This window comes from Hoeflea sp. 108, from assembly GCF_000372965.1.
In the GTDB taxonomy this organism is placed as follows: Bacteria; Pseudomonadota; Alphaproteobacteria; order Rhizobiales; family Rhizobiaceae; genus Aminobacter.
In genome coordinates this window covers 1,347,527-1,367,791 of sequence record NZ_KB890024.1, presented here as the reverse complement: position 1 = coordinate 1,367,791, position 20,265 = coordinate 1,347,527, and the positions used below count along the sequence as shown (strand labels likewise).

Below are 20,265 nucleotides of genomic sequence, written 5' to 3'. Positions count from 1 at the left end.
GGCAAATAAGATATTGTGAGGGATCTCATGGATACGCATCCCCGCGCGGAGGACGAGAGCCTGCCGCAGCACGAAGCGTTGGCGCAGCAGCCGGAGGATGTTCCGGGCGCTGTTGCAGAATCGATCGAGCAGGATCTGGTCGCCGCTGAAAAGGTCCTGGTTGGCGACAGCATCGCCGAGGGATCAAGCAGCGACGTAACCATCCTAGCTGATGACTCCGGCCCGGTCGCGGAAGGCACCGACGAGATCGAACTCTCAGCTGAAGACCTGTTGGAAGATGCGATCTCCGAGGCCGTCGAGGCTCCCGTCGCAGCAAGCGCAGAGCCCCCGGTTACCGAGGAGCCTGCGGTTGCTGCCGTGACCATACCGGCGCCGTCCATTGCCGCAGATTGCGTTTCGGAATCGGAATTCGCCCACATGGTCGACGACGCGCTGGAAGCTGTCGGCGGCATCCTGCTTTTCAAGATGCGTCTCGACGAGGCCGGTGAAGACAAGCATGTCGCTGCCGCATCGATCGGCGACGGCGCGAGGCGCCAGTTCCTGCTGCTTTCGCTGCCCGCCACCGGAGGCAAGCTCAAGGTCGAGTCGGCCAGCCGCAGCACGAGCCCGCTGGCCAAGCTCGCCGAAGCCTATGTCGGGGTGGTCGAAGCCTTCCGCGCCGCAGCCTGATTTAGCGCGCCGCCTTCCTTGTGTCGGCGAAACGCCCGCACTTCTACGCTGACGCAATTCCGGGACGGAAAACCGCTTCGCACTCTTCGTGGAACTGCCTTGGCGGCACGACGGCGTCAGTTCGTCGTGTCGTCGGTGCCGTCGTCCTCGACATCGTCCAGCCGCACGAAGTCATAACCCTTGGCCTTGAGCGCCAGCAGGCCCTTGACCAGCCCGCCGCCGGCCGCGTGGGTCGGCTGGTTGATGTGGGCGATGATGACGTCACCGTCCTTGGCGGAGGCGACACGCCTTTCTGTCTCGCGTGCGCCGAGCAGCGAGCCGCCGTCGCCATTGACCGAATAGCCGGCGATGCGGAAGCCCATCTGGCGGATCAGCGCGATCGAGGTCGGACTGTATTGCGCCGTGGCGCCGCGGAACCATTTCGGTGCAGGCCCGCCACGTTCGGTCAGCGCCAGCGCACCGGCCTCGACTTCGGCCTGCACCGCCTCGACGCTGCCGGCGCTCTTCAACCCATAGATCTTGTGCGGGGTGTCGACGGCGGGAATGTGCCGAGCGCCATGGTTTTCGAGTTCAAACAACTCGGGATGCGCCTTCATGATGGCAAAGGCCGCCGCATTGCGCTTCAGCCACATGCCGGTGACGAAGATCGTCGCGGGGATCTTGTTGTCGACGAGCGTGGAAAGAATGCGCGCATCGGTCGCTCCGCCGCAGGCATCAAGCGTCAGCGCCACCCGCGGTCGCGCTTCACCCGACGGCTTGAGATGCAGTCTCGGTTCCAGCAGGGCTGCGGCGGAAGCCTGAGATGCCAGAAGTGCGGCCAGAGCCGCACCAATCAAAAACCTGCCGGGCATGCGCATGCAAAATTCCAAACATCGTCGTCCGAGATGGCGCTCACTGGCGCTCGAATCTTGGCGCGATGATGACGGCAATGAAATACCTACGTGGAATGCCCACGTAGGGCTTCAAGGCCGATGTTCCATCAGCGCGTTTGACACGGCGACCCGCGCCCGGAAATTTGCTCCGGGCACAGCCTGGCAAGACCGAGGCGCTTACCCCTTCGCTTTCACCGCCGCTTGCGCAGCCGCAAGCCGGGCGATCGGCACGCGGAAAGGCGAGCACGAGACGTAGTCCAGCCCGACGCTTTCGCAGAAACGGATCGAGGCCGGATCACCGCCATGCTCGCCGCAGATGCCGAGCTTGATCTCGGGCCGCGTCGCCCTGCCCTTTTCGGCAGCGATCTTCACCAGTTCGCCGACGCCTTCGATGTCGAGCGACACGAACGGATCCTGCTCGATGATGCCCTTCTGCCGGTAGGTTTCGAGAAAGGACGCCGCGTCGTCGCGCGAAATGCCGAAGGTCGTCTGCGTCAGGTCGTTGGTGCCGAAAGAGAAGAACTCGGCCGCCTCGGCAATGACATGCGCCCGGATCGCCGCACGCGGCAGCTCGATCATCGTGCCGGTGAGGTAGTCGATCTTCGTGCCGCTCTCCTGCATGACGCTCTGGGCGACCTGGTCGATGCGCGCCTTGACGTAGTCGAGTTCCTTCATCAGGCCCACCAGCGGCACCATGATTTCGGGAACGACGGGGCTTCCGGTCTTCTTGCCGGCCTCGACGGCCGCCTCGAAGATAGCGCGCGCCTGCATCTCGGCGATCTCGGGATAAGAGACAGCCAGGCGGCAGCCACGATGGCCGAGCATCGGGTTGAATTCGTGCAGGGCCTCGGTGCGCTGGCGCAGCTTGTCGGCCGGCACGTTCATCGCCTCGGCCACTTCTGCGATTTCCTCCTCAGTCTTGGGCAGGAATTCGTGCAGCGGCGGATCGAGCAGGCGGATCGTCACCGGCAGGCCAGCCATGATCTCGAACAGCTCGAGGAAGTCCGAACGCTGCATCGGCAAAAGCTTGTCGAGCGCCTTGCGGCGGTCCTTCTCGGTGTCGGCGAGGATCATCTCGCGCATGGCGATGATGCGATCGCCATCGAAGAACATGTGCTCGGTGCGGCAAAGCCCGATGCCCTCGGCCCCGAAGGAGCGTGCCATGCGCGCATCGGCAGGCGTCTCGGCATTGGTGCGCACCTTCATGCGCCGCGCTGCATCGGCCCATTCCATGATGGCAGCGAAGTCGCCCGACAGCTCGGGCTGCAGCATCGGCACGGCACCCTTCAGCACCTGGCCGTTGGCGCCGTCGATGGTGATGATGTCGCCCTTGCGGAAGACCTTGCCCATCACCGTCAGCGTGCCCTGACGATAGTCGACACGCAGCGAGCCGGCACCGGAGACGCAGGGCTTTCCCATACCGCGGGCAACGACCGCCGCGTGGCTGGTCATGCCGCCGCGCGTCGTCAGGATGCCTTCCGAGGCATGCATGCCGTGGATGTCCTCGGGGCTGGTCTCGATGCGGACGAGGATGACCTTGCGGCCCGCCGACTTCATCTCCTCGGCTTCGTCGGACGAGAACACGATCTCGCCGGTGGCAGCACCGGGCGAGGCCGGCAGACCGACCGCGATCACCTCGCGCTGGGCCTTGGGGTCGATGGTCGGATGCAGCAGCTGGTCGAGGGATGCAGGATCGATCCGGCCGATCGCCTCTTCCTTTGATATCAGCCCCTCTGCCGCCATCTCGACGGCGATCTTGAGCGCGGCCTTGGCGGTGCGCTTGCCCGAGCGGGTCTGGAGCATCCACAGCTTGCCGCGCTCGATGGTGAATTCGAGGTCCTGCATGTCGCGGTAGTGCTTTTCGAGCCGCTGCGAAATCGCGACGAAATTGGCGAATGCCTCGGGCATCAGCTTCTGCAGCGACGGCTTGTCGGAGCCGGCGGCGATGCGTGCGGCCTCGGTAATGTTCTGCGGCGTGCGGATGCCGGCAACGACGTCCTCGCCCTGCGCATTCACCAGGAACTCGCCATAAAGCATCTTCTCGCCGGTCGAGGGGTTGCGGGTAAAGGCGACGCCAGTGGCCGAGGTGTCGCCCATATTGCCGAACACCATGGCCTGGACGTTGACGGCCGTGCCCCAGCTCTCGGGAATGTCGTGCAGGCGGCGATAGGTGATGGCTCGATGGTTCATCCAGCTCGAGAACACCGCACCGATGGCACCCCACAGTTGCTCATGCGGATCTTGCGGGAAGGACCGGCCGAGTTCTTCCTCGACCTTGGCCTTGTAGAGCGAGATCACGTTCTGCCATTCGGCGGCGGTGAAATCGGTATCGAGTTCGTGACCCAGCCGCCCCTTCTCGTCTTCCAGAATCTCCTCGAAGACCTCGTGATCGAGGCCCAGCACCACATCGGAATACATGGTGATGAAGCGGCGATAGCTGTCATAGGCGAAGCGCGCATCGCCAGCGTCGCGGGCAAGCGCCTCGACGGTGACGTCATTGAGGCCGAGATTGAGGACCGTGTCCATCATGCCCGGCATCGACGCGCGCGCGCCGGAACGGACGGAGACGAGCAGCAGCTTCTCCGGGTCGCCGAAGCTGCGGCCTGTCAGTGCGCCGATATGGTCGAGCGCTTCGCGGACATCCACTTCCAGCGTCTTTGGGTATGCGCGGCCGTTGGCATAATACCAGTTGCAGGCCTCGGTGGTGACGGTAAAGCCAGGCGGCACCGGCAGACCGAGACTGCACATCTCGGCGAGATTAGCCCCCTTGCCGCCGAGCAGATTGCGGTCGCCCGCGCGCCCTTCCGCAGCACCATCGCCAAACCTGTAGACCCACTTGGTCATGCCCTCTCCTCGCCGACTGAGTGTGGTAGCGGACAGTGGCCCCCATCCGCCTGTTGCCTGTGCGATAAGATGCTGCGCTGCGAAAGGCAAGGCAGAGTTCCCGAACGTCACGTCCTACAATCGATTAATCGGCTTGAGCTACCTGCCTATTGCCCACGGCATCCGGCCCATATAGAACATATCAGGAACAATTTCAGGAGACGACGATGAAGAAGACCGGCAAGCTCGACTATCTCGAAATGGCCGCCGGCGGCGGCACGCTCGACAGCGTCAAGTCTTTCTACAGCGCCGCTTTCGGCTGGACCTTCACCGACTATGGCCCCGGCTATTCGGCCTTCGACGAAGGCATCGAAGGCGGCTTCCAGTCGGATGCGCCGTCGGCCAAGCCGCTGCCAGTGCTCTATTCGGAAAAGCTCGAGGACACCCTGGCAGCCGTGCTGGATGCCGGCGGCAAGATCGTGCAGCCGATCTTCCCGTTCCCCGGCGGCCGGCGTTTCCACTTCATCGACCCGGCCGGCAACGAGCTCGCCGTGTGGGGTGAATAGGCCCATCCGCGGCTTTGGAAAAGCGGCAAAGGCGCGTTGTGCTTTTGCCGCGCACTGCATATAAGGCGGCGATCGATTGACTCGCCTGCGGCTCACCACTTGAATGCCTGCGGCTTGTTGGGGCGTCGCCAAGCGGTAAGGCATCGGTTTTTGGTACCGACATTCCCAGGTTCGAATCCTGGCGCCCCAGCCACCCTGTCCACAAACGACTGAAATCATTTGCAGATTTTCTGCGAATCCTTGTTCGCCTCAACTCAGCCCGCCACAATGCATGGATGGTACAGAGTTACGTTCTAAGAGCACAGCCTCAGGTGTGTCGCTCAACTACGGCACACTGATCGCTGACACTCCACGAATTCCCGGCGTCTTCATGTCGTCGACGGCCTGCGTCTCATCAAGCTTCCACAGAACGGAAGCCCCTCCCACAAGCTCGCCGGTGTGACCGACTTCTCGGCATCCGCGTTGTCGACGGGATTCAGAGGTTGCCGTTGTATTGGCTGCCAGGGATTGGCGTTGGCGCACTCGGCGATCATCAAGAACGGTCGGATGATGGTCGACAAGCTGGGCTCATCAGGTTGAGCGGAAGCCTGCGGGACATGACGAAAAAAGGCCAGCGGGAGGCCATGGTCCATCCATGCCCCCGCCAACTTGTGATCAGGCCTCGGCCATTTCGACTTCGGCGCGGCGGCCGATGCCGGTCATGAAGTCGACATAGTGCGGCATCGCCACGATCTGTCGGCCATAGTGGCGGCGGAGCGCTGCGACGAGGCTGCCGCGGCGGCCGAGTTGTTCGTCGGCGAGGCGAACCATCAGGGAACTCGGCCATGCCTGGGGACGGATCGCAGCAAGCCTGGCAAACAGGCTCTCGGCGTCCTCCTCCGGGCTGGCTGCTGCCATCAAGGTGAGCATCGCCGCCGTCGAGCGCGAAATCCCTTTGTGGCAATGGACCAGCACGTGTCCGCCTTCGGCGTCTGCCTTCAGATGCTCGGCAAACCGGATGACGTCGCCGACATGTTCGGGTTGCGGCATCAGCTTGTTCGGCTCGGGATCGATGATGTCATGGAAACGCAGCGTCGTGCGGCTGTGGGCCGGATAGGCGTCGAATGCGTCGACCCCGGGATGGTTCGGGTCAAGGATCGACAACACATGCGTCACCTTGCGGCCGCTCTGGTCGGGCAGTTCTTCAATTCCGCAAACGGTCAAGGCTGGGAAAGTCATTGTTGCCACAATTGTCCTTCGGCATCTGGTGTTGAAATGGGGCTGTCAGAACGGTGGCCGCCCGAACCGGTGGCAGGAGCACCCCGGCGGCCGCGTTCATTCATCGTAGCTGGCTGCTCGGCTGCGCCATGCCCGCCTTGATGGCGGAGCTTTCGACTGATGTTTCGAACAACGCATCGCGCAGCAGATGCCAGCTGTCTTCGTCGGGCGCGCACAGGATCCCGCCGCTATGCGTTGCCGCGTTGTAGGGCGAGGCATCGAAACGGGCGGCAAACCCACCAGCTTCACGATGGATCAGCCAGCCGGCGGCGTGGTCCCACGGCATGATCTTGCCCTGCAGCAGGAAATGATAATGCCCGGCCGCGATCATCCGATACTCGTGCGCGCCGCAGCGATAGCTGGGTGCCGCCCGCACCTTGGCAAGATTGGTCAGCAGCGTCGTCTTGACCGGCTCGACCAGCTGGTTCCAGGCAACGCAGCCGACCATGTCATGCAGCGGTGCAGCCTTGGCCACGTGAAGGTCGTTTTGCCTGCCATCGGGCATCTCGATCCAGGCGCCCTCCCCGCGCAAGGCGATGGCGACGTCGTCGCCGACAGGATCGAGGATGAACCCGGCGATTACCTCGCCCCGGCAGGCAACTCCGATGATGACGCCGAACAGCGGCAGTCCGGCCGAAAAATTCTTGGTGCCGTCAATCGGGTCGACGATGAAGGCGAACTCAGCTTCCGACAAACGGTCGAGCAGTGCGGGATTGGAAGCTGCGGCCTCCTCGCCGATGACGGTGGCATCAGGGAAACGCTCGCGCAGCTTTGCCGTGATGGCTCTCTCAGCTGCCTCGTCCGCGTCCGTTACGATGTCATGGATCGACGTCTTGAACCTGATCGCGCCTGGCGACAGATTGCGCCAGCTGGGCAGGATTTCGGTTCGCGCCACTTCGCGCATGATGTGCACGACGGCTTCGGCGTCGCCGCTGGAAAAGATCATAGGCATATTCCCGTTGTTGGGCGCCGGCCGCGACCTTGGCCGCGGCCCGAATGGGCTGCCGGCATGGCAGCTGCTTTGGTGGGCGTTCCTGCGGCTAACCGCCAGCCTGGCGCCGGTAGTCCCGAAGCGCGACAGACATGTTCCTGCGGCACAGGCGCTGGTCCTTGTCGAAGACCAGCATGTGCTCCGGACTGAAGGACACCCACACCTCCGTCTGTCCAAGATCCTGGGCAAACTTCGGGATCAAGGCTGTGATGGGACGTCCGTTGACCGTGAGCGAGACGATCGTCTGCGAGCCCATCGGCTGGACGATCTCGACGACCGCCGCGACTGAGCCCGGGACGGCCTTGGTGTGGATCTCGACATGTTCGGGCCTGATGGCGAATGTCACCGGACCTTCGACGTCGAACCCTTCACCGAGTGGAATGCTGAAGTCGGCCAGCATTGCCCTCGGCCCCTGCCCGTCGCCGCCGATGTGCCCAGGCAGAAGGTTGATCTTCGGATCGCCGATGAACTCGGCGACGAACAGATTGGCCGGTTCGTGGTAGAGTTCGTGCGGCGTGCCCTTCTGCGCAATGACGCCGTCCTTCATCACCACGATCACGTCAGACATGGTCAGCGCCTCGACCTGGTCGTGGGTAACGTAGATCGTCGTCGCATCGAGGTCGGCATGCAGCCGCTTCAGCTCCTTACGCATTTCTGTGCGCAGCTTGGCGTCGAGGTTCGAAAGCGGCTCGTCCATCAAAAGGATGGAACTGCGCGCCGCGATCAGCCTTGCGACCGCGACACGCTGCTGCTGGCCACCCGACAACTCGGAGGGGTAACGGTCCTCCAGGCCCTTCAGCTGCACCTTGGCAAGGGCATCCTCAAGCCGGCTGCGCACCTCGCTTGCCGGCATGCGCGCCTCCGTCAGCGCCAGCGTGATGTTGCGGGCCACCTTCATGTTCGGCCACAACGCGTAGCTTTGAAAGATGAACCCCAGTCCACGCTTTTCAGGCGGCACGAAAACGCCATCGGCGCTTGAGTAGACGCACCGCCCGCTGAGCGAGAGCGAGCCGGCCGAGGCCTGTTCGAGCCCGGCAATGATGCGCAACGTCGTCGTCTTGCCGCAACCCGAGGGACCCAGCAATGTCACGAAACTGCCTTTCGCGACGTCCAGGTCAAGGCCAGGGATGGCCAGGTGACCGCCGTAGGTCTTGGTAACAGACCTCAATTCAATCTCGTTCATCGAGGTTCCCCCAGGTTGTCAGGTTCATCTTAGTTGGCGCGCTGCAGCCAGAAGTCGTTCAGCTTGGCGACATTGTCGCGAACGAATTCAGGCGATGCCTGCCACTTGGTCACAACAGGCCACTTCTCGGCGTTCGGCGGCATCGGCACGTCGTTGCGCGGCGAGAACGTTCCGATGCGGAAGAAAGGCCCCATGCCCTGCAGCAGCTTGCCCGCGTCGCCCTCACGGAACGGCGCCTTCAGCTGTGTGTCCTTGTTGAGGTCCTTCGACCCCATCATGAAGGCGATAAACAGCTTGGCGGCGTTCGGATGCGGCGCCTGGCCGCCGACGCCGACGAAGTTCGGGTAAGTGACGATGCCCGACGGCATGAGATCGTAGGCCGGCACGTTGACGTAGCCATCGGTGTCGTTACGGGTCAGATAGGCCATCGGCGCGAGCGTGATCGGCGGCGTCTTCTGGCCGGCCTTGCCCGATGCCTCAGCGATCTTGCCGCTGTTCGACTGGATCACGACGTCGTTGGCGAGGATACGGTGCAGGAACTCGTATCCGGCATTCTCGACGCCCTCGGACAGCTCGATCTTCTTGCCGGCGTAGGCTTCATAGGCCTTGTCCAGATCATCGGAGTGCTCGACAAAGGCGGCCAGCGCTGTCGTCGTCGTTGCCGATCCGATCGGCGCCTTCATCATGAAGCGCCCTTTCCACTTGGGCTCCGTGAGTTCCCAGATGTTCTTGATCGGCGGCGCTGTGTTCACTTCGCCGTTGTAGGTGATCGCGAAGGCTTCGATGTTCTGTGTCAGCAGCGGCTCGCGATACTTCTCGTCGATACGATCCTTCAGGTAGGCGGGAACGTAGTTGACGATGTTCTGGTTGGGCAGCAGGTCGTAGACCATCTGCTGGGTGCCACCGGAATAGACCACGTCGACGGCGTAGATGCCGGCCTGATGCTCGCTCAGCACCTTCTCAATGGTCTTCTCCGAGCCGAGCGGGAACACCTGCACCTTGATCTCGGGATAGGCCTTGGCGAAATCCTCGCCGGCGGCCGTCATCGTCGTTGCCGAGGAGTAGACGGTCAGCGCCCCTTCCTTCTTCGCAGCTGCCGTGATCTCGTCCCAGTTCTCCTCGGTCTGGTGGGCACCAAGCTTGGACGCCTTCAGCCAGGCCTCGAACTCCGGCGAGCTCTGCGCCCAGGCGCCGCTGGCTGCGGCCGGCGCCAGGCCAATCCCCAGCAAGAGTGTCAGATGTCTTGCTTTCAAACGCATGCCAAATCTCCCTATTTTGGCGTTGAAATATCTGATGTCGCGCGAGCTCAGATCACGTCGATCCTGGCTCTGCGTGCGATTGCACGGGCGATGAAGTTGATCGAAATGACGAGGACGACGAGCAAGGTGGAGGCGACGCCCACCAGCTGCTCGAGCCCGCCGATCTGGTAGTTGTAGATCGCGCCGGCAAGCACGTTGGTCGATGGCGTCACCAGAAGGATGATCAGCGACAGTTCGCGCATGACGCTGACGAAGGCCAGCAACATGCCGGAGAACAATCCGCCGGCAATGATCGGCACGACGATGCGGATCATCCGCTTGACCCAGCCTATGCCCTGGACCTGTGCTGCCTCTTCCAGCGACTTGTCGAGCTGGAGCAGTGTCGAGATGCTGGTCCGTGTGATGATGGGCAACATCTTCACCGTGCAGATCAGCACCAGCAAGGCGAAGGTGCCGTAGAGTGCCGGTATCGGGCCGATCGGCCGGGCAAACAGGCCGATGTAGATCGCACCGAAGGCGAGTGCGGGGAAGATGTAAGGCATGAAGGCGATCGTCTCGAGCGCCCGCGAACCGAAGGATCCCCTGGTGCGAACCACGACATAGCTGATCAGCGCGCCGAAGAACCCTGCCCCAAGTGCCGCAAAGAACGAAAGCTTGAGGCTGTTCCAGGTCGAGGCGATGATGTCGGCGTTGTCGACCAGCGACGGCTGATTGATCGCCATGCCCTCGGAGTTGCCGCCGATCCAGTAGTAGAGCGTAAGGTTGGTCAGGTCGTAGTTGCCGACCTGCCTGATCAGCGACTGCAGCACGAGCAATCCGAGCGGGAAGACGACCGCGGCCAGGAGCAGGAACCCGATCAAAAGCAGGGCCGGCCAGCGCCACCAGCCGAGCGGCGTGGTGCGGGTTCGGAAGCCCTTGCCCGTCAAAGTCACGAAGCTCTTGCGCACACCGACCAGCCGCTGGTTGATGTAAATGAACAGGCCGGCGAGCAGGACCAGGACGAGCGCCAGAAGGAAGCCGTCGCCGATGTTGCGCATACCGATGGCGGCATAGATCTGCGTCGGCAGGACATAGAAGCGCACCGGCATGCCAAGAACCGCCGGCGTGCCGAACGACCCCACGACGCGAATGAAGGTCATCACGACGGCCGAGCCGATGGCCGGCAACAGCAGCGGCATCGTGATCATGAGCAACTGCTTGCGTCGCGACAGGCCAGCCATGGCTCCCGCCTCCTCAAGCTGGCTGTCGACATTGGCGATCGAAGTCGAAACGGTGAGGTAGGCGTAGACATAATAGTGCAGCGAAAGGCAGATCACGATTGGCACGGCGCCATAGGCAAGCCAGTCCGGCGGCTGCATGCCAGTCAGATAGGCGAACACGCCGGGCGAGCCGCCGATGCGCTCGTTCTTGAAAAAGATCAGCCAGCCCAACGCCATCACCCAGGACGGCAGCATGTACGGGATCATCACGATGGTATGGAGCGTGCCGCGGAAAGGAATGTCGGTGCGAACCACCAGCCACGCCAGGGTTCCGCCCAGCGCCAGGCAGACAACCGTGGCCGCAAATGCCGTAATCAGCGAATTCAGGAACGGCTTGAAAAACAGCGCCATGGACAACTTGCTGTTGAACACGCGCTCATAATGGAAAAATGTGAAGTCTCCAACTTTCGCGCCTGGCAGGTAGACCCGATCATACTGCTGGACCGTAAAGGTCTCACGGATCAGCTCCGCCAGCGGAACGACGATGAGAGCGACAAGGGCAAGCGTCAGCGCGAATCCGAGCCATTTCTCGACCGAAATCCTGGAAAACCAGAAGCGTAACGCGACAAAGGCCGACATTGCCCGGCCAGCATCGCCCCGCGCAATTGTTTGCTGGTCGAGCATGATCCCCCCAATAGATGTACAGCGGCGACCGCTTAGTTTCCCCCTGCCGCCTTGGTGAAGAACAATGTACGCGATTGCAAAACCTGTCAATCAGAGACAGAGGTGAAATGGCATCAACATCGATATTTTCTGCAAATCGGTCGAATTAGGCCGACCTCCTGCCGAAATAGGAACGATTATCGGAACAATTTTGCGCGAAAGCGCGCCCGCCGAGTGTACGCGATTGCAAAATACAAAAGATCAAATCACGCGATAGGCAGAGTCAGCCCTGATCAGACGGGGTCTTTGCGGTGCTGCGCTCGACCAGTTCCACCGGAATTGAGCACAGCAGCGGCGCTCCACTGGCATCGTCGCGCTCGATCGCCTCGAGAATGGCCTCGGCGATGGCGTTCTGCTTACGGCGGATCGTTGTCAGCTGGTAGGCGTGCCAGTTCGCCTGGGGGATGTCGTCAAAGCCGATCACGCTGACGTCTTCGGGGACACGCCTGGACAGGGTGCGCGCCGCGTCGAGCATGCCGATGGCAAGCAGATCCGTGACGCAGAACACGCCGTCGATGCCGCCATTCTGAAGCAGCTCGAACCCGGCACGCTTGCCGGCATCGTAGCTGGGTTCATCCATGGCCCAGGGGATCGTCTTGATCCCTGCTTTTTGCATATGGGCGATGAACTCCGTGCGGCGACGGAACTGGCTCGACGTCTTGCGGGCGCTGACGACGGCCACCTGGGTGCAGCCGGCAGCGATCAGCCGGTCAGCGGCCAGGCGGGCGCCATGGGCGTCGTCGCTGACGATGTTGTCCACGTCGTCATGATGACTACGGTCGACCAGCACCATCCTGACGTTGTTGCTCTTGCACTCCTCGATGATCGACTCGGGCGGCGTCCCCGACAGGATCACGACGGCACGAACACGGAATTCCAGTATAAGTTCAATGAGTTGGGAAATGTCGCCCGAGATGGCCGAGGCATTCAGCAGCAGGCATTGCAGGCCGCGCCGAAGAAGGGCACCGCTGAGCTGGTCCAGCTGATGCGACATATGCGGGCTGCTCATGTTGGCAACGACGATGCCAACCAGGTTGGAATGGCCGCCACTGAGCGTTTGCGCCAGCCGGTTGACCCGATAGCCGAGCGCTTCCGCCGCACGGATGACGCGCTGGCGCGTCTCCGCCGAGACGCTGGCCCCGTAGGTAAAGGTGCGTGACACGGCCGCGCGCGAAACCCCTGCCAGATCAGCCACATCCTGTGCGGTGACAAAAGCCTGGGACTCTCTGCGGCCGCCAGCGCCTGACGGCTTCCTTTTCATTGGGGCATCCATGAACAGACAGTACAACACCCTTAGGGATTGAGAATGGCTGCTGTCAATCTGGAGTGGGCCGTTGATGCCCTACGAGGACAAGGCATCGCCCTCCCTCGACAATGACCACACCTCGACAACGCCTGAAATGCTCTGAACACCATAAAATGTACGCGCGTACATTGCACGCGCGTACAATCCGTGCAAACTGCCGGAGGGTACGTATGGGCCGACAGCTCGATACGCGCATTGCAGCACAGCACAACGATCAGGCAGGCACCGCATCCGGCCGGAGCGCTCCGCCCTGCACGAACGTGCGCACCGGCTGCCCAGCGCCAGGGAGGGGATACGCAAGGCATGGGACTGGTTCGCCTGAAATCGTACTTCATCGACACCGTCATGCCCCGGTGGCTTGAGGCGGCGTTCGATGAAGGTGCGCAACAGTTCATCGAAGGGCTGGACCTTGACGGCACGCCGGACAAGTCCGGCATCGTGCGGGCTCGCACCGCGGCCCGACAGATCTATGTTTTTGCCCATGCACATTCCCTCGGCGTCGCACCTGACGGTGCCCTTGCCAAGGCCGAGGCGGCGTTCGCAAGCCTGAGGAAGATCGCCTGGTCTAACGACAGCCCGCGCGGTTATGCATCGGCGATCGACATCGCCTCGGCGACCGTCACCGATTCGCGGCGCGACCTCTACGACCATGCCTGCGTCTTGCTTGCACTGGCTGCCCTTTCCACGGCGACAGCCAAGGCTTGTTACCGCGATGCGATTGCCGATGTCGTCGAGGTGCTCGACACCACGCTCGATGGTCGCTTCACCGGCTATGCCGAAGACGAACGCGGCACCCTGCCTCGTCGCCAGAACCCGCATATGCATCTGTTCGAAGCGTTTCTGGCTTTGTGGGAAGCGTTTCCGGATTGCCGGCATGCGGCGCGCGCAGGCGAACTGTACCTGTTGTTTCAGGGGCGGTTCTTCGACGAAAGGTACGGCCTGCTGCGGGAGTATTTCGGCCCAGAATGGGAGGTCTCGACCGAATTCGACTCCGACCGCCTGTCCCCCGGCCACATGAGCGAATGGGTATGGCTGCTTGGACGCTATGAAAAGCTGTCGGGTCGCGACCTTTCCCGGGAAAAGCGGCTGCTGTTTGCCAATGCCCTGCGCGGCAAGGCCACCGGCTGGCCCTTCGTCATGGACGAAATCGATCCCGGCGGCACATTGCTGAGCGACAAGCGCCGGCTCTGGCCGCAGGTGGAATTCCTCAAGGCCAATCTCGCGATGGGCGATGCCAACCACGAGTTCGCTGAGCAGGTCGCCGGCGCACTGTTCGAAAGCTATCTGGCTGACACCCCGCCGGGCACATGGAGGGACTGCTTCGACCTCAATGGCCGCCCTACAGCGCGAACGATCCCAGGGAGCTCCCTCTATCACCTCTGGACCGCCGTCGCCGAGTTGCTGAATCGACCGGGCGCCACACCCCGTGTAGCTGCCTTTGCGACACCCTGACCCGCTTGCCTTGAAATCGAAGTACCAGACAGCGGCCCAAACAAGACCGCCAAAGCGTCAGGCGATGATGGATGCCAATCATCACCTGGCGCGGCTAAGTCACCTCAGAGCCGATGACGCGGTCAAACGTGGCCGGCGACAGCCTTCGGGCCGTAGGACGCTTCCATCTCGGCCACGTCTGCGTCCGTAAGCTCGATGTCCAGTGATGCGATCGCATCGTCGAACTGGCGCAGCTTGGAGATGCCGACTAGCGGCGCGGAAATGCCGGGACGCGAGGCCACCCATGCGTAAGCGATCTGTGCCATCGGCTTGCCGTGCCGCTCGGCGACCTTGCGCACGGCGTCGATCACGGCATTGTCCTGATCGCGCGTGCGATCGTAGAGCGCCTTCGCCGTGGCATCGGTCTTCGCGCGGACGGTGGCCGCTTCATCGCCGGTGCGACGGCCGGCCAGCAGACCGCGCGCCAGCGGGCTCCACGGAATGACGCCGACGCCTTCCGAACGGCAGAGCGGCAGCATCTCGCGCTCTTCCTCGCGGTAAATCAAATTGTAGTGCGGCTGCATCGACACGAACGGGGCCCAGCCGTGCTGGCGCTGCAGGCCAATGGCCTTCATGAACTGCCAGGCGTGCATCGACGACGCACCGAGATAACGGACCTTGCCGGCGCGGACGACGTCGTCGAGCGCATCCAGCGTTTCCTCGAGCGGCGTCTCATAGTCGAAGCGATGCAGCTGATAGAGGTCGATATAGTCGGTGCCCAGTCGCTTCAGGCTGGCATCGACCGCCTCGAATACATGCTTGCGCGACAGGCCACGGTCATTCGGATCCGCGCTCATCGGATTGTAGAGCTTGGTCGCAAGCACCAGCTTGTGTCGGGGCACCAGCGGCTTGAGCACCTTGGCAACGACCTCCTCGCAGGCGCCGGCCGAATACATGTCGGCCATGTCGAAGAAATTGATGCCGTGCTCGACCGCCTTCGAGATGATCGGCGCCGACGCCTCTTCGTCGAGCACCCAAGGCGCCCATTTGGACGAACCGAACGACATGCAGCCCAGTGCGATCCGCGAGATTTTCAAGCCGGAACGGCCGAGATTGACATATTGCATTAGTACACCTTTCCAGCCGATCGCCCGGGTCTGATTTTTACGATTATTGCCATCTGAGATCTCTTTATGGCTACGAAATATCTGAGATCAATAGGTTTTCGGCAGATTCAAAAAAATCAGCGCATTCGCAAATTAGCATCTTGCGCAGCACGATCTCGGTGTTATCGTTCAGTGTATCAATTGGATAGTACACGTGTTCAGCATCGACGCGTCCAGTATCGACAAGTCCCTGCCCGTCCCCGTCGGGACGCAGCTTCATGGCCTGCTGAACTATGCGCTGTCGTTCGGAGACCTGCCCCACGGCACCAAGCTGCAGTCGGTCCGCCAGTTGGCTTCCGATCTCGGCATCGCGCCGATGACGGTCGCGGCGGTCTACCAGCGCCTGCGCGATGCGGGCCTCATCGAGATGCGCCAGGGGCTCGGCGCCTTCGTTGCGCACAAGACCTACAACATCGTGGCCGACACGGCGCCGGCATCGGCCCTGCGCATCGACATAGAGGTGTTGCTTGGCAAAGCCGAGCGGCTCGGCGTGCCGACAGCGACGCTGGTGTCGATGCTCAACGCCCAGTCGCAACTGCGCAGGCCCAAGGCCGGCCTCAATGTCGTCTTCGTGGCGATGTTCGAGGGCCCCGGCTATGACTACATCGAGCAGATCCGGCCGGTGTTTGCTTCGGGCGATACGATTTCGCTTCTGACCATGGACGGGCTGCGCGCCGACGAAGCGTCGCGACAAGCCTGCCTCGAAGCCGACCTGGTGCTGACCTTCCTCAACCGTGAGCTTGAGCTGCGCGAGATCGTGCCTGAGGCCAACATCCTGGCACTGCGCTTCATCCCGTCGGGCCAGACGCGGCAGGCGCTGGCGCTGCTCGACCCGCGCTCTCGCGTCGCAGCGATCGCCCAGCTGCAGGACTACATTGCCGTCATGCGGCCGAGCGTGCGCGAATACGCCCCGCACGTCTCCGAGATCAAGGTGACCTGGTCTGCCGCCCCCGATGTCCGCGAGATCATCGCCGGCTCGGATGCAGTCATCTACGCAACCGGTGCCGACCATGTCGCCGAACTCGTGCGGCCCGGCATCCCGTGTTTCGAATATCGTCATGCGCCCGATCCCGCGTCGGTCGAGAACCTGCTCGTTCCGTATCTGAGCGAGCTGAGACAGGCAAAAGTTGCCGGCAACGACGGCTCGGCCGAGCCCTCCGGCAAGTGAGCAAAATCCAAACGCAAAACAACAAGGTTGGGGAATGAGAACTTTTCTGTCGACTGTCAGCGCCATCGGCCTGACGATAGCTGCACTTTCAATCGGTGCCGGCTCGGCCTTCGCTGCCGGCACACTGGTGGTGGGAACCGACGTTGACGCCGGCACGCTCGATCCGCGACTGGCTCGCGACTCGACAGCCTATCGCGCTGCCGATCTCGTCTATGCCGGCCTGGTCCACATCACGCCCAAGCTGGAGCCGGTTCCCGACCTGGCCGAAAGCTGGGAGACGCCCGATCCGCAGACCTTCATCTTCAAGCTGCGCCCTGATCTCAAGTTCTCCGACGGCTCGCCGCTGACAGCCGACGATGTGGTGTTCACCTACACGACCTTGCTGAAGCCCGACTTCAGCTCGCCGATCCGCGCACTATTCACCCCGGTCAAGGCGGTTACCGCTGTCGACGCCCAGACGGTCAAGTTCGAGCTGTCGGCCCCCTATGCGCCGCTGCTGACCTATCTCGACGTCGGCATCGTCTCGAAGAAAGCTGCCGAAAGCGGCCAGGACATCTCGACCAAGCCCGTTGGCGCCGGTCCGATGAAGCTGACAAGCTGGAACCGCGGCAGTGAGATCGTGCTCGAGGCCAATGCCAACTACTGGCGTGGCGCGCCGACGGTCGACAAGGTGACGCTGAAGATCATCGGCGACAACTCGGCCCGCGCACAGGCTTTCGAGGCCGGCGATCTCGATGTGATCCAGTCGCCGCTGTCGCCACAGGACATCACCCGCCTGGCCGGTGACGACCGCTTCGGCAACATCAAGATGGCAGGACTGGGCGTTACCTACCTCAACTTCAACACCAAGGACCCGCTGCTGGCCGAGCCGAAGATGAGGCAGGCACTGTCAATGCTGGTCGACCAGCAGACGATCGTCAACGACATCTACCAAGGCGTCGACCAGGTTGCCTCGTCGCTGATCCTGCCGGCGTCATGGGCCTACTCGGCCGAGATCAAGCAACCGACCTTCAATGTCGAAGGCGCGGTCAAGCTGCTCAACGAACTCGGCTGGAAAGACAGCAATGGCGACGGCATCCTGGACAAGGACGGCAAGCCGTTGACGGTGACCCTGGCCACGCACAGTGAAGACCCCAATCGCGTCCAGACGCTCGAGTTCATGCAGGCGGTGTTCCAGCAGGCCGGCGTCGAAGCCAAGGCGCAGATCTCCGACTGGCCCAGCTTCTCGACCAACTACGTACAGCAGGGCAAGCACCAGATCGCCCTGCTCGGCTGGCTGAACATCGTCGATCCTGATCGGCTGATGTATGCCCAGTTCACCACTGGCGGGCCGACCAACTGGGGCGGCTATTCCAACCCCGAGGTGGACACGCTCCTGAACGCCGGGCGTTCGACGCTGGACCAGGCCAAGCGGATCGAAGCCTACCAGAAGGCGGCGACGATCCTGGCCAAGGACCTGCCCTACTTCGTGGTCTCCGATCAGGGCTACCAGATGTTCTACCAGAAGAAGATGCCGACCGAGGTACAGGCAACGCCGCGTGGCTATCTGCGCGGACTGATCGGCCTTGCCGACTGAGCCCGATCGCCGGCCAGCGCGTCTGCGCTGGCCGGCGATCGACCGCAGCGAAGGGCAACGCCGCGAATCCGTGCTGCAAATGGCGGCGACGGACTTTTGCCCGGACTGACTGCCAGTCCGATCAAGCGGGCTTGCCGGTCTCTGGCTGGCCACAACCGGACAGCCACGACCATTGACGTCTGACCGGAACAACGCCTTTCCGGCGCCGGACAAAAGGACCGACACCATGATTGCCTACATCATACGCCGGCTGCTGCTGTTGATACCGCTTGCCATCGGCATGGTGGTGGTAACCTTCGCCCTGTTGCTCATCATCCCCGGCGATCCTGCCTCGGTTCTGCTTGGACAGGAAGCAACGCCGGAAGCCATTGCCACGCTGCGCGCCAATCTCGGCCTCGACGACCCGTGGTACATCAGGCTGTGGGACTATTTCGCGGCGCTTGCGCATGGCGACATGGGTCAGTCCATCTTCCAGAACGAGGCCGTGTCCACGATCATCGCCGGCCGGCTGGCGGCGACGATCGAGCTGGCTGTGGTCTCCCTGCTGCTGGCGACAATCATCGGGCTGGTGCTCGGTGTCATCTCCGCGATCTGGCAGGGTTCGATCATCGACACGGCGACGATGCTGCTCGCCCAGCTCGGCGTTTCGATGCCGGTCTACTGGCTCGGCCTGCTGCTGATGCTGCTGTTTGCCGTCAATCTCGGCTGGCTGCCGGCCATCGGCCGTGGCGAACCGTTGCTCGACGCTCTCGCTGCCGCCTTCTCGGGCAGGCCGGAGGTGCTCGTCAAATCGCTGTCGCACATTGCGCTGCCGGCATTTGCGCTTGCGGTCAATTCCGCAGCGATCATTTCGCGGCTCGTCAGGACATCGATGCTCGAAATCCTGCGCGAGGACTTCATCCGCACCGCCTATGCCAAGGGGCTTCGGCGGCCGCGCGTCATCGTCCGGCACGCCCTGCGCAACGCCTTGTTGCCGGTCCTCAGCGTCATCGGGCTGCGCTTCGGCGCCCTGCTCGGCGGCGCCGTGCTGACGGAAACGATCTTTGCCTGGCCGGGCCTCGGCCAGCTGACCATTTCGGCGATCTCGCAACGCGATCTCCCGCTCATCCAGGGCATCGTGCTGACCTTCGCCATCATCTTCGCGCTGGTCAATCTGGTCGTCGACCTCCTTTACGCCGCGGTCGATCCGCGCATTCGCCTGGGTTGATCCGATGAAGCTGCCAAAGGCCCTTAGCAACACGTCCCTGGTGGTCGGCGCGGCCATCACCGTGACGATCATCCTGCTTGCGATCTTCGCCCCTGCTGTCGCCACCCATGGCGTCGAGCAGATGGACATGCGCAACCGCTTTGCCGGACCGTCAATCCAGCACCTGCTGGGAACCGACAATTTCGGCCGCGACCTCTGGTCTCGCCTGGTCTGGGGCGCCCGCGTCTCGCTGACCATCGCCATCATCGCCGTAACATGTTCTGCCATCCTCGGCACGATCGTCGGGCTTGTGGCCGGTTATTTCGGCGGCTGGGTCGACCTTGTGCTGATGCGCATCACAGACATCTTCCTCGGCGTCCCGGCGATCGTGCTGGCGCTCGCCATCGTCGCAATCCTCGGGCCGGGCGTCATCAACGTCGCGCTCGCGCTGATCGTGGTTGCGTGGACCGAATATGCACGCGTCGTTCGCGCCACCACGCTTGTCCTGCGCGAGCAGAATTATGTTCAGGCGGCGCGCGCACTCGGCGCACGGCCAAGCCGCATCCTGTTCAAGGAAATCCTTCCAAACGCGATCGGCCCCATCATCGTGCTGGCATCGCTGGGGCTCGGAACCGCGATCATCGCCGAATCCGCGCTCAGCTTCCTCGGCTTCGGCCTCCCGCCCCCCACACCGACCTGGGGCTGGACGCTTGCCTACGGCACCAAGTTCATCCGCGACGAGCCATGGCTCTCCATCATTTCGGGCGCGACCATCATGGTCACCGTGCTCGGCTTCAACCTCCTCGGCGATGGTCTCAGGGATGTCCTTGATCCTCGCCAACTCTCCCGCGGCGGCAAATCCTGAAGTCCCGACCGCAGCAAAAACCAAG

At 62.7% G+C, this 20,265-nt stretch carries 16 protein-coding genes and 1 tRNA gene; 8 read left to right on the top strand and 9 right to left on the bottom strand.

Features of this window, described 5'->3' with window-relative positions; all coding sequences use genetic code 11:
- The first annotated feature begins 27 nt into the window (after positions 1-27).
- Positions 28-669 carry a hypothetical protein gene (locus B015_RS32115; protein WP_018426902.1) on the top strand — a complete coding sequence of 214 codons (642 nt, stop codon included), beginning with the start codon at positions 28-30 and terminating at the stop codon, positions 667-669.
- Between the two features lie 116 nt (positions 670-785).
- Here the strand turns inward: B015_RS32115 and B015_RS0106690 are convergent, their stop codons facing one another.
- Positions 786-1,526 carry a polysaccharide deacetylase family protein gene (locus tag B015_RS0106690; RefSeq protein ID WP_018426901.1) on the bottom strand — a complete coding sequence of 247 codons (741 nt, stop codon included), beginning with the start codon at positions 1,524-1,526 and terminating at the stop codon, positions 786-788.
- A 192-nt stretch (positions 1,527-1,718) separates the two neighbouring features.
- Complete coding sequence (gene ppdK / locus B015_RS0106685) at positions 1,719-4,385, bottom strand: pyruvate, phosphate dikinase (RefSeq protein ID WP_018426900.1); 2,667 nt, start codon at positions 4,383-4,385, stop codon at positions 1,719-1,721.
- A 206-nt stretch (positions 4,386-4,591) separates the two neighbouring features.
- Here ppdK and B015_RS0106680 point away from each other — a divergent pair, with 206 nt between their 5' ends.
- Together B015_RS0106680 and B015_RS0106675 are read left to right on the top strand one after the other, a co-directional pair.
- Positions 4,592-4,930, top strand: a complete 339-nt coding sequence (locus tag B015_RS0106680) for a VOC family protein (RefSeq protein ID WP_018426899.1) — start codon at positions 4,592-4,594, stop codon at positions 4,928-4,930.
- Between the two features lie 118 nt (positions 4,931-5,048).
- Positions 5,049-5,123, top strand: a tRNA-Gln gene (locus B015_RS0106675).
- A 461-nt stretch (positions 5,124-5,584) separates the two neighbouring features.
- Here B015_RS0106675 and B015_RS0106670 read toward each other — a convergent pair.
- From B015_RS0106670 to B015_RS0106645, 6 genes are all read right to left on the bottom strand, one after another.
- Positions 5,585-6,148: a protein-tyrosine phosphatase family protein gene (locus B015_RS0106670; protein ID WP_018426897.1), complete on the bottom strand. Its 564-nt coding sequence runs from the start codon at positions 6,146-6,148 to the stop codon at positions 5,585-5,587.
- A 100-nt stretch (positions 6,149-6,248) separates the two neighbouring features.
- Entirely contained in the window at positions 6,249-7,133 is an 885-nt protein-coding gene (locus B015_RS0106665) for an inositol monophosphatase (RefSeq protein ID WP_018426896.1), read from the bottom strand.
- Positions 7,134-7,227: 94 nt separating this feature from the next.
- Positions 7,228-8,361 (bottom strand): ABC transporter ATP-binding protein, encoded by a 1,134-nt coding sequence (locus B015_RS0106660; RefSeq protein ID WP_018426895.1) that lies wholly within the window; start codon positions 8,359-8,361, stop codon positions 7,228-7,230.
- Between the two features lie 29 nt (positions 8,362-8,390).
- Positions 8,391-9,620, bottom strand: a complete 1,230-nt coding sequence (locus B015_RS0106655; protein WP_018426894.1) for a substrate-binding domain-containing protein — start codon at positions 9,618-9,620, stop codon at positions 8,391-8,393.
- Between the two features lie 47 nt (positions 9,621-9,667).
- Positions 9,668-11,503, bottom strand: coding sequence for an iron ABC transporter permease (locus B015_RS0106650; RefSeq protein WP_198292847.1), 1,836 nt, complete (start codon positions 11,501-11,503; stop codon positions 9,668-9,670).
- Between the two features lie 262 nt (positions 11,504-11,765).
- Positions 11,766-12,803 carry a LacI family DNA-binding transcriptional regulator gene (locus B015_RS0106645; RefSeq protein WP_051091948.1) on the bottom strand — a complete coding sequence of 346 codons (1,038 nt, stop codon included), beginning with the start codon at positions 12,801-12,803 and terminating at the stop codon, positions 11,766-11,768.
- A 348-nt stretch (positions 12,804-13,151) separates the two neighbouring features.
- Between B015_RS0106645 and B015_RS30550 the strand changes: the two genes are divergently transcribed.
- Positions 13,152-14,300, top strand: coding sequence for an AGE family epimerase/isomerase (locus B015_RS30550; protein WP_018426891.1), 1,149 nt, complete (start codon positions 13,152-13,154; stop codon positions 14,298-14,300).
- A 122-nt stretch (positions 14,301-14,422) separates the two neighbouring features.
- Here the strand turns inward: B015_RS30550 and B015_RS0106635 are convergent, their stop codons facing one another.
- Entirely contained in the window at positions 14,423-15,406 is a 984-nt protein-coding gene (locus B015_RS0106635; RefSeq protein WP_018426890.1) for an aldo/keto reductase, read from the bottom strand.
- Between the two features lie 193 nt (positions 15,407-15,599).
- Between B015_RS0106635 and B015_RS0106630 the strand changes: the two genes are divergently transcribed.
- The 4 genes from B015_RS0106630 (at position 15,600) to B015_RS0106615 (ending at position 20,240) form a co-directional block, all read left to right on the top strand.
- On the top strand, positions 15,600-16,613 hold the full coding sequence (locus tag B015_RS0106630) for a GntR family transcriptional regulator (RefSeq protein WP_018426889.1): 1,014 nt from the start codon (positions 15,600-15,602) through the stop codon (positions 16,611-16,613).
- A gap of 34 nt (positions 16,614-16,647) precedes the next feature.
- Complete coding sequence (locus B015_RS0106625) at positions 16,648-18,189, top strand: ABC transporter substrate-binding protein (RefSeq protein WP_018426888.1); 1,542 nt, start codon at positions 16,648-16,650, stop codon at positions 18,187-18,189.
- A 226-nt stretch (positions 18,190-18,415) separates the two neighbouring features.
- The gene (locus B015_RS0106620) at positions 18,416-19,396 is read left to right on the top strand and encodes an ABC transporter permease (protein WP_018426887.1); all 981 of its coding nucleotides are present in this window, start codon (positions 18,416-18,418) and stop codon (positions 19,394-19,396) included.
- Between the two features lie 4 nt (positions 19,397-19,400).
- A complete protein-coding gene (locus tag B015_RS0106615) occupies positions 19,401-20,240 on the top strand; it encodes an ABC transporter permease (RefSeq protein WP_018426886.1) in 840 nt (279 codons plus the stop codon).
- The last annotated feature ends 25 nt before the right edge of the window (positions 20,241-20,265 follow it).

What these genes read in the sequence shown, in the direction of transcription:
- B015_RS30550 (WP_018426891.1), top strand. Translation starts at nt 13,152, where the DNA reads ATGGGACTGGTTCGCCTGAAATCGTACTTCATCGACACCGTCATGCCC.
- B015_RS0106670 (WP_018426897.1), bottom strand. Translation starts at nt 6,148, where the DNA reads ATGACTTTCCCAGCCTTGACCGTTTGCGGAATTGAAGAACTGCCCGAC.
- B015_RS0106660 (WP_018426895.1), bottom strand. Translation starts at nt 8,361, where the DNA reads ATGAACGAGATTGAATTGAGGTCTGTTACCAAGACCTACGGCGGTCAC.
- B015_RS0106615 (WP_018426886.1), top strand. Translation starts at nt 19,401, where the DNA reads ATGAAGCTGCCAAAGGCCCTTAGCAACACGTCCCTGGTGGTCGGCGCG.
- B015_RS32115 (WP_018426902.1), top strand. Translation starts at nt 28, where the DNA reads ATGGATACGCATCCCCGCGCGGAGGACGAGAGCCTGCCGCAGCACGAA.
- B015_RS0106625 (WP_018426888.1), top strand. Translation starts at nt 16,648, where the DNA reads ATGAGAACTTTTCTGTCGACTGTCAGCGCCATCGGCCTGACGATAGCT.
- B015_RS0106665 (WP_018426896.1), bottom strand. Translation starts at nt 7,133, where the DNA reads ATGATCTTTTCCAGCGGCGACGCCGAAGCCGTCGTGCACATCATGCGC.
- B015_RS0106645 (WP_051091948.1), bottom strand. Translation starts at nt 12,803, where the DNA reads ATGAAAAGGAAGCCGTCAGGCGCTGGCGGCCGCAGAGAGTCCCAGGCT.
- B015_RS0106620 (WP_018426887.1), top strand. Translation starts at nt 18,416, where the DNA reads ATGATTGCCTACATCATACGCCGGCTGCTGCTGTTGATACCGCTTGCC.
- B015_RS0106690 (WP_018426901.1), bottom strand. Translation starts at nt 1,526, where the DNA reads ATGCGCATGCCCGGCAGGTTTTTGATTGGTGCGGCTCTGGCCGCACTT.
- B015_RS0106655 (WP_018426894.1), bottom strand. Translation starts at nt 9,620, where the DNA reads ATGCGTTTGAAAGCAAGACATCTGACACTCTTGCTGGGGATTGGCCTG.
- B015_RS0106635 (WP_018426890.1), bottom strand. Translation starts at nt 15,406, where the DNA reads ATGCAATATGTCAATCTCGGCCGTTCCGGCTTGAAAATCTCGCGGATC.
- B015_RS0106650 (WP_198292847.1), bottom strand. Translation starts at nt 11,503, where the DNA reads ATGCTCGACCAGCAAACAATTGCGCGGGGCGATGCTGGCCGGGCAATG.
- ppdK (WP_018426900.1), bottom strand. Translation starts at nt 4,385, where the DNA reads ATGACCAAGTGGGTCTACAGGTTTGGCGATGGTGCTGCGGAAGGGCGC.
- B015_RS0106680 (WP_018426899.1), top strand. Translation starts at nt 4,592, where the DNA reads ATGAAGAAGACCGGCAAGCTCGACTATCTCGAAATGGCCGCCGGCGGC.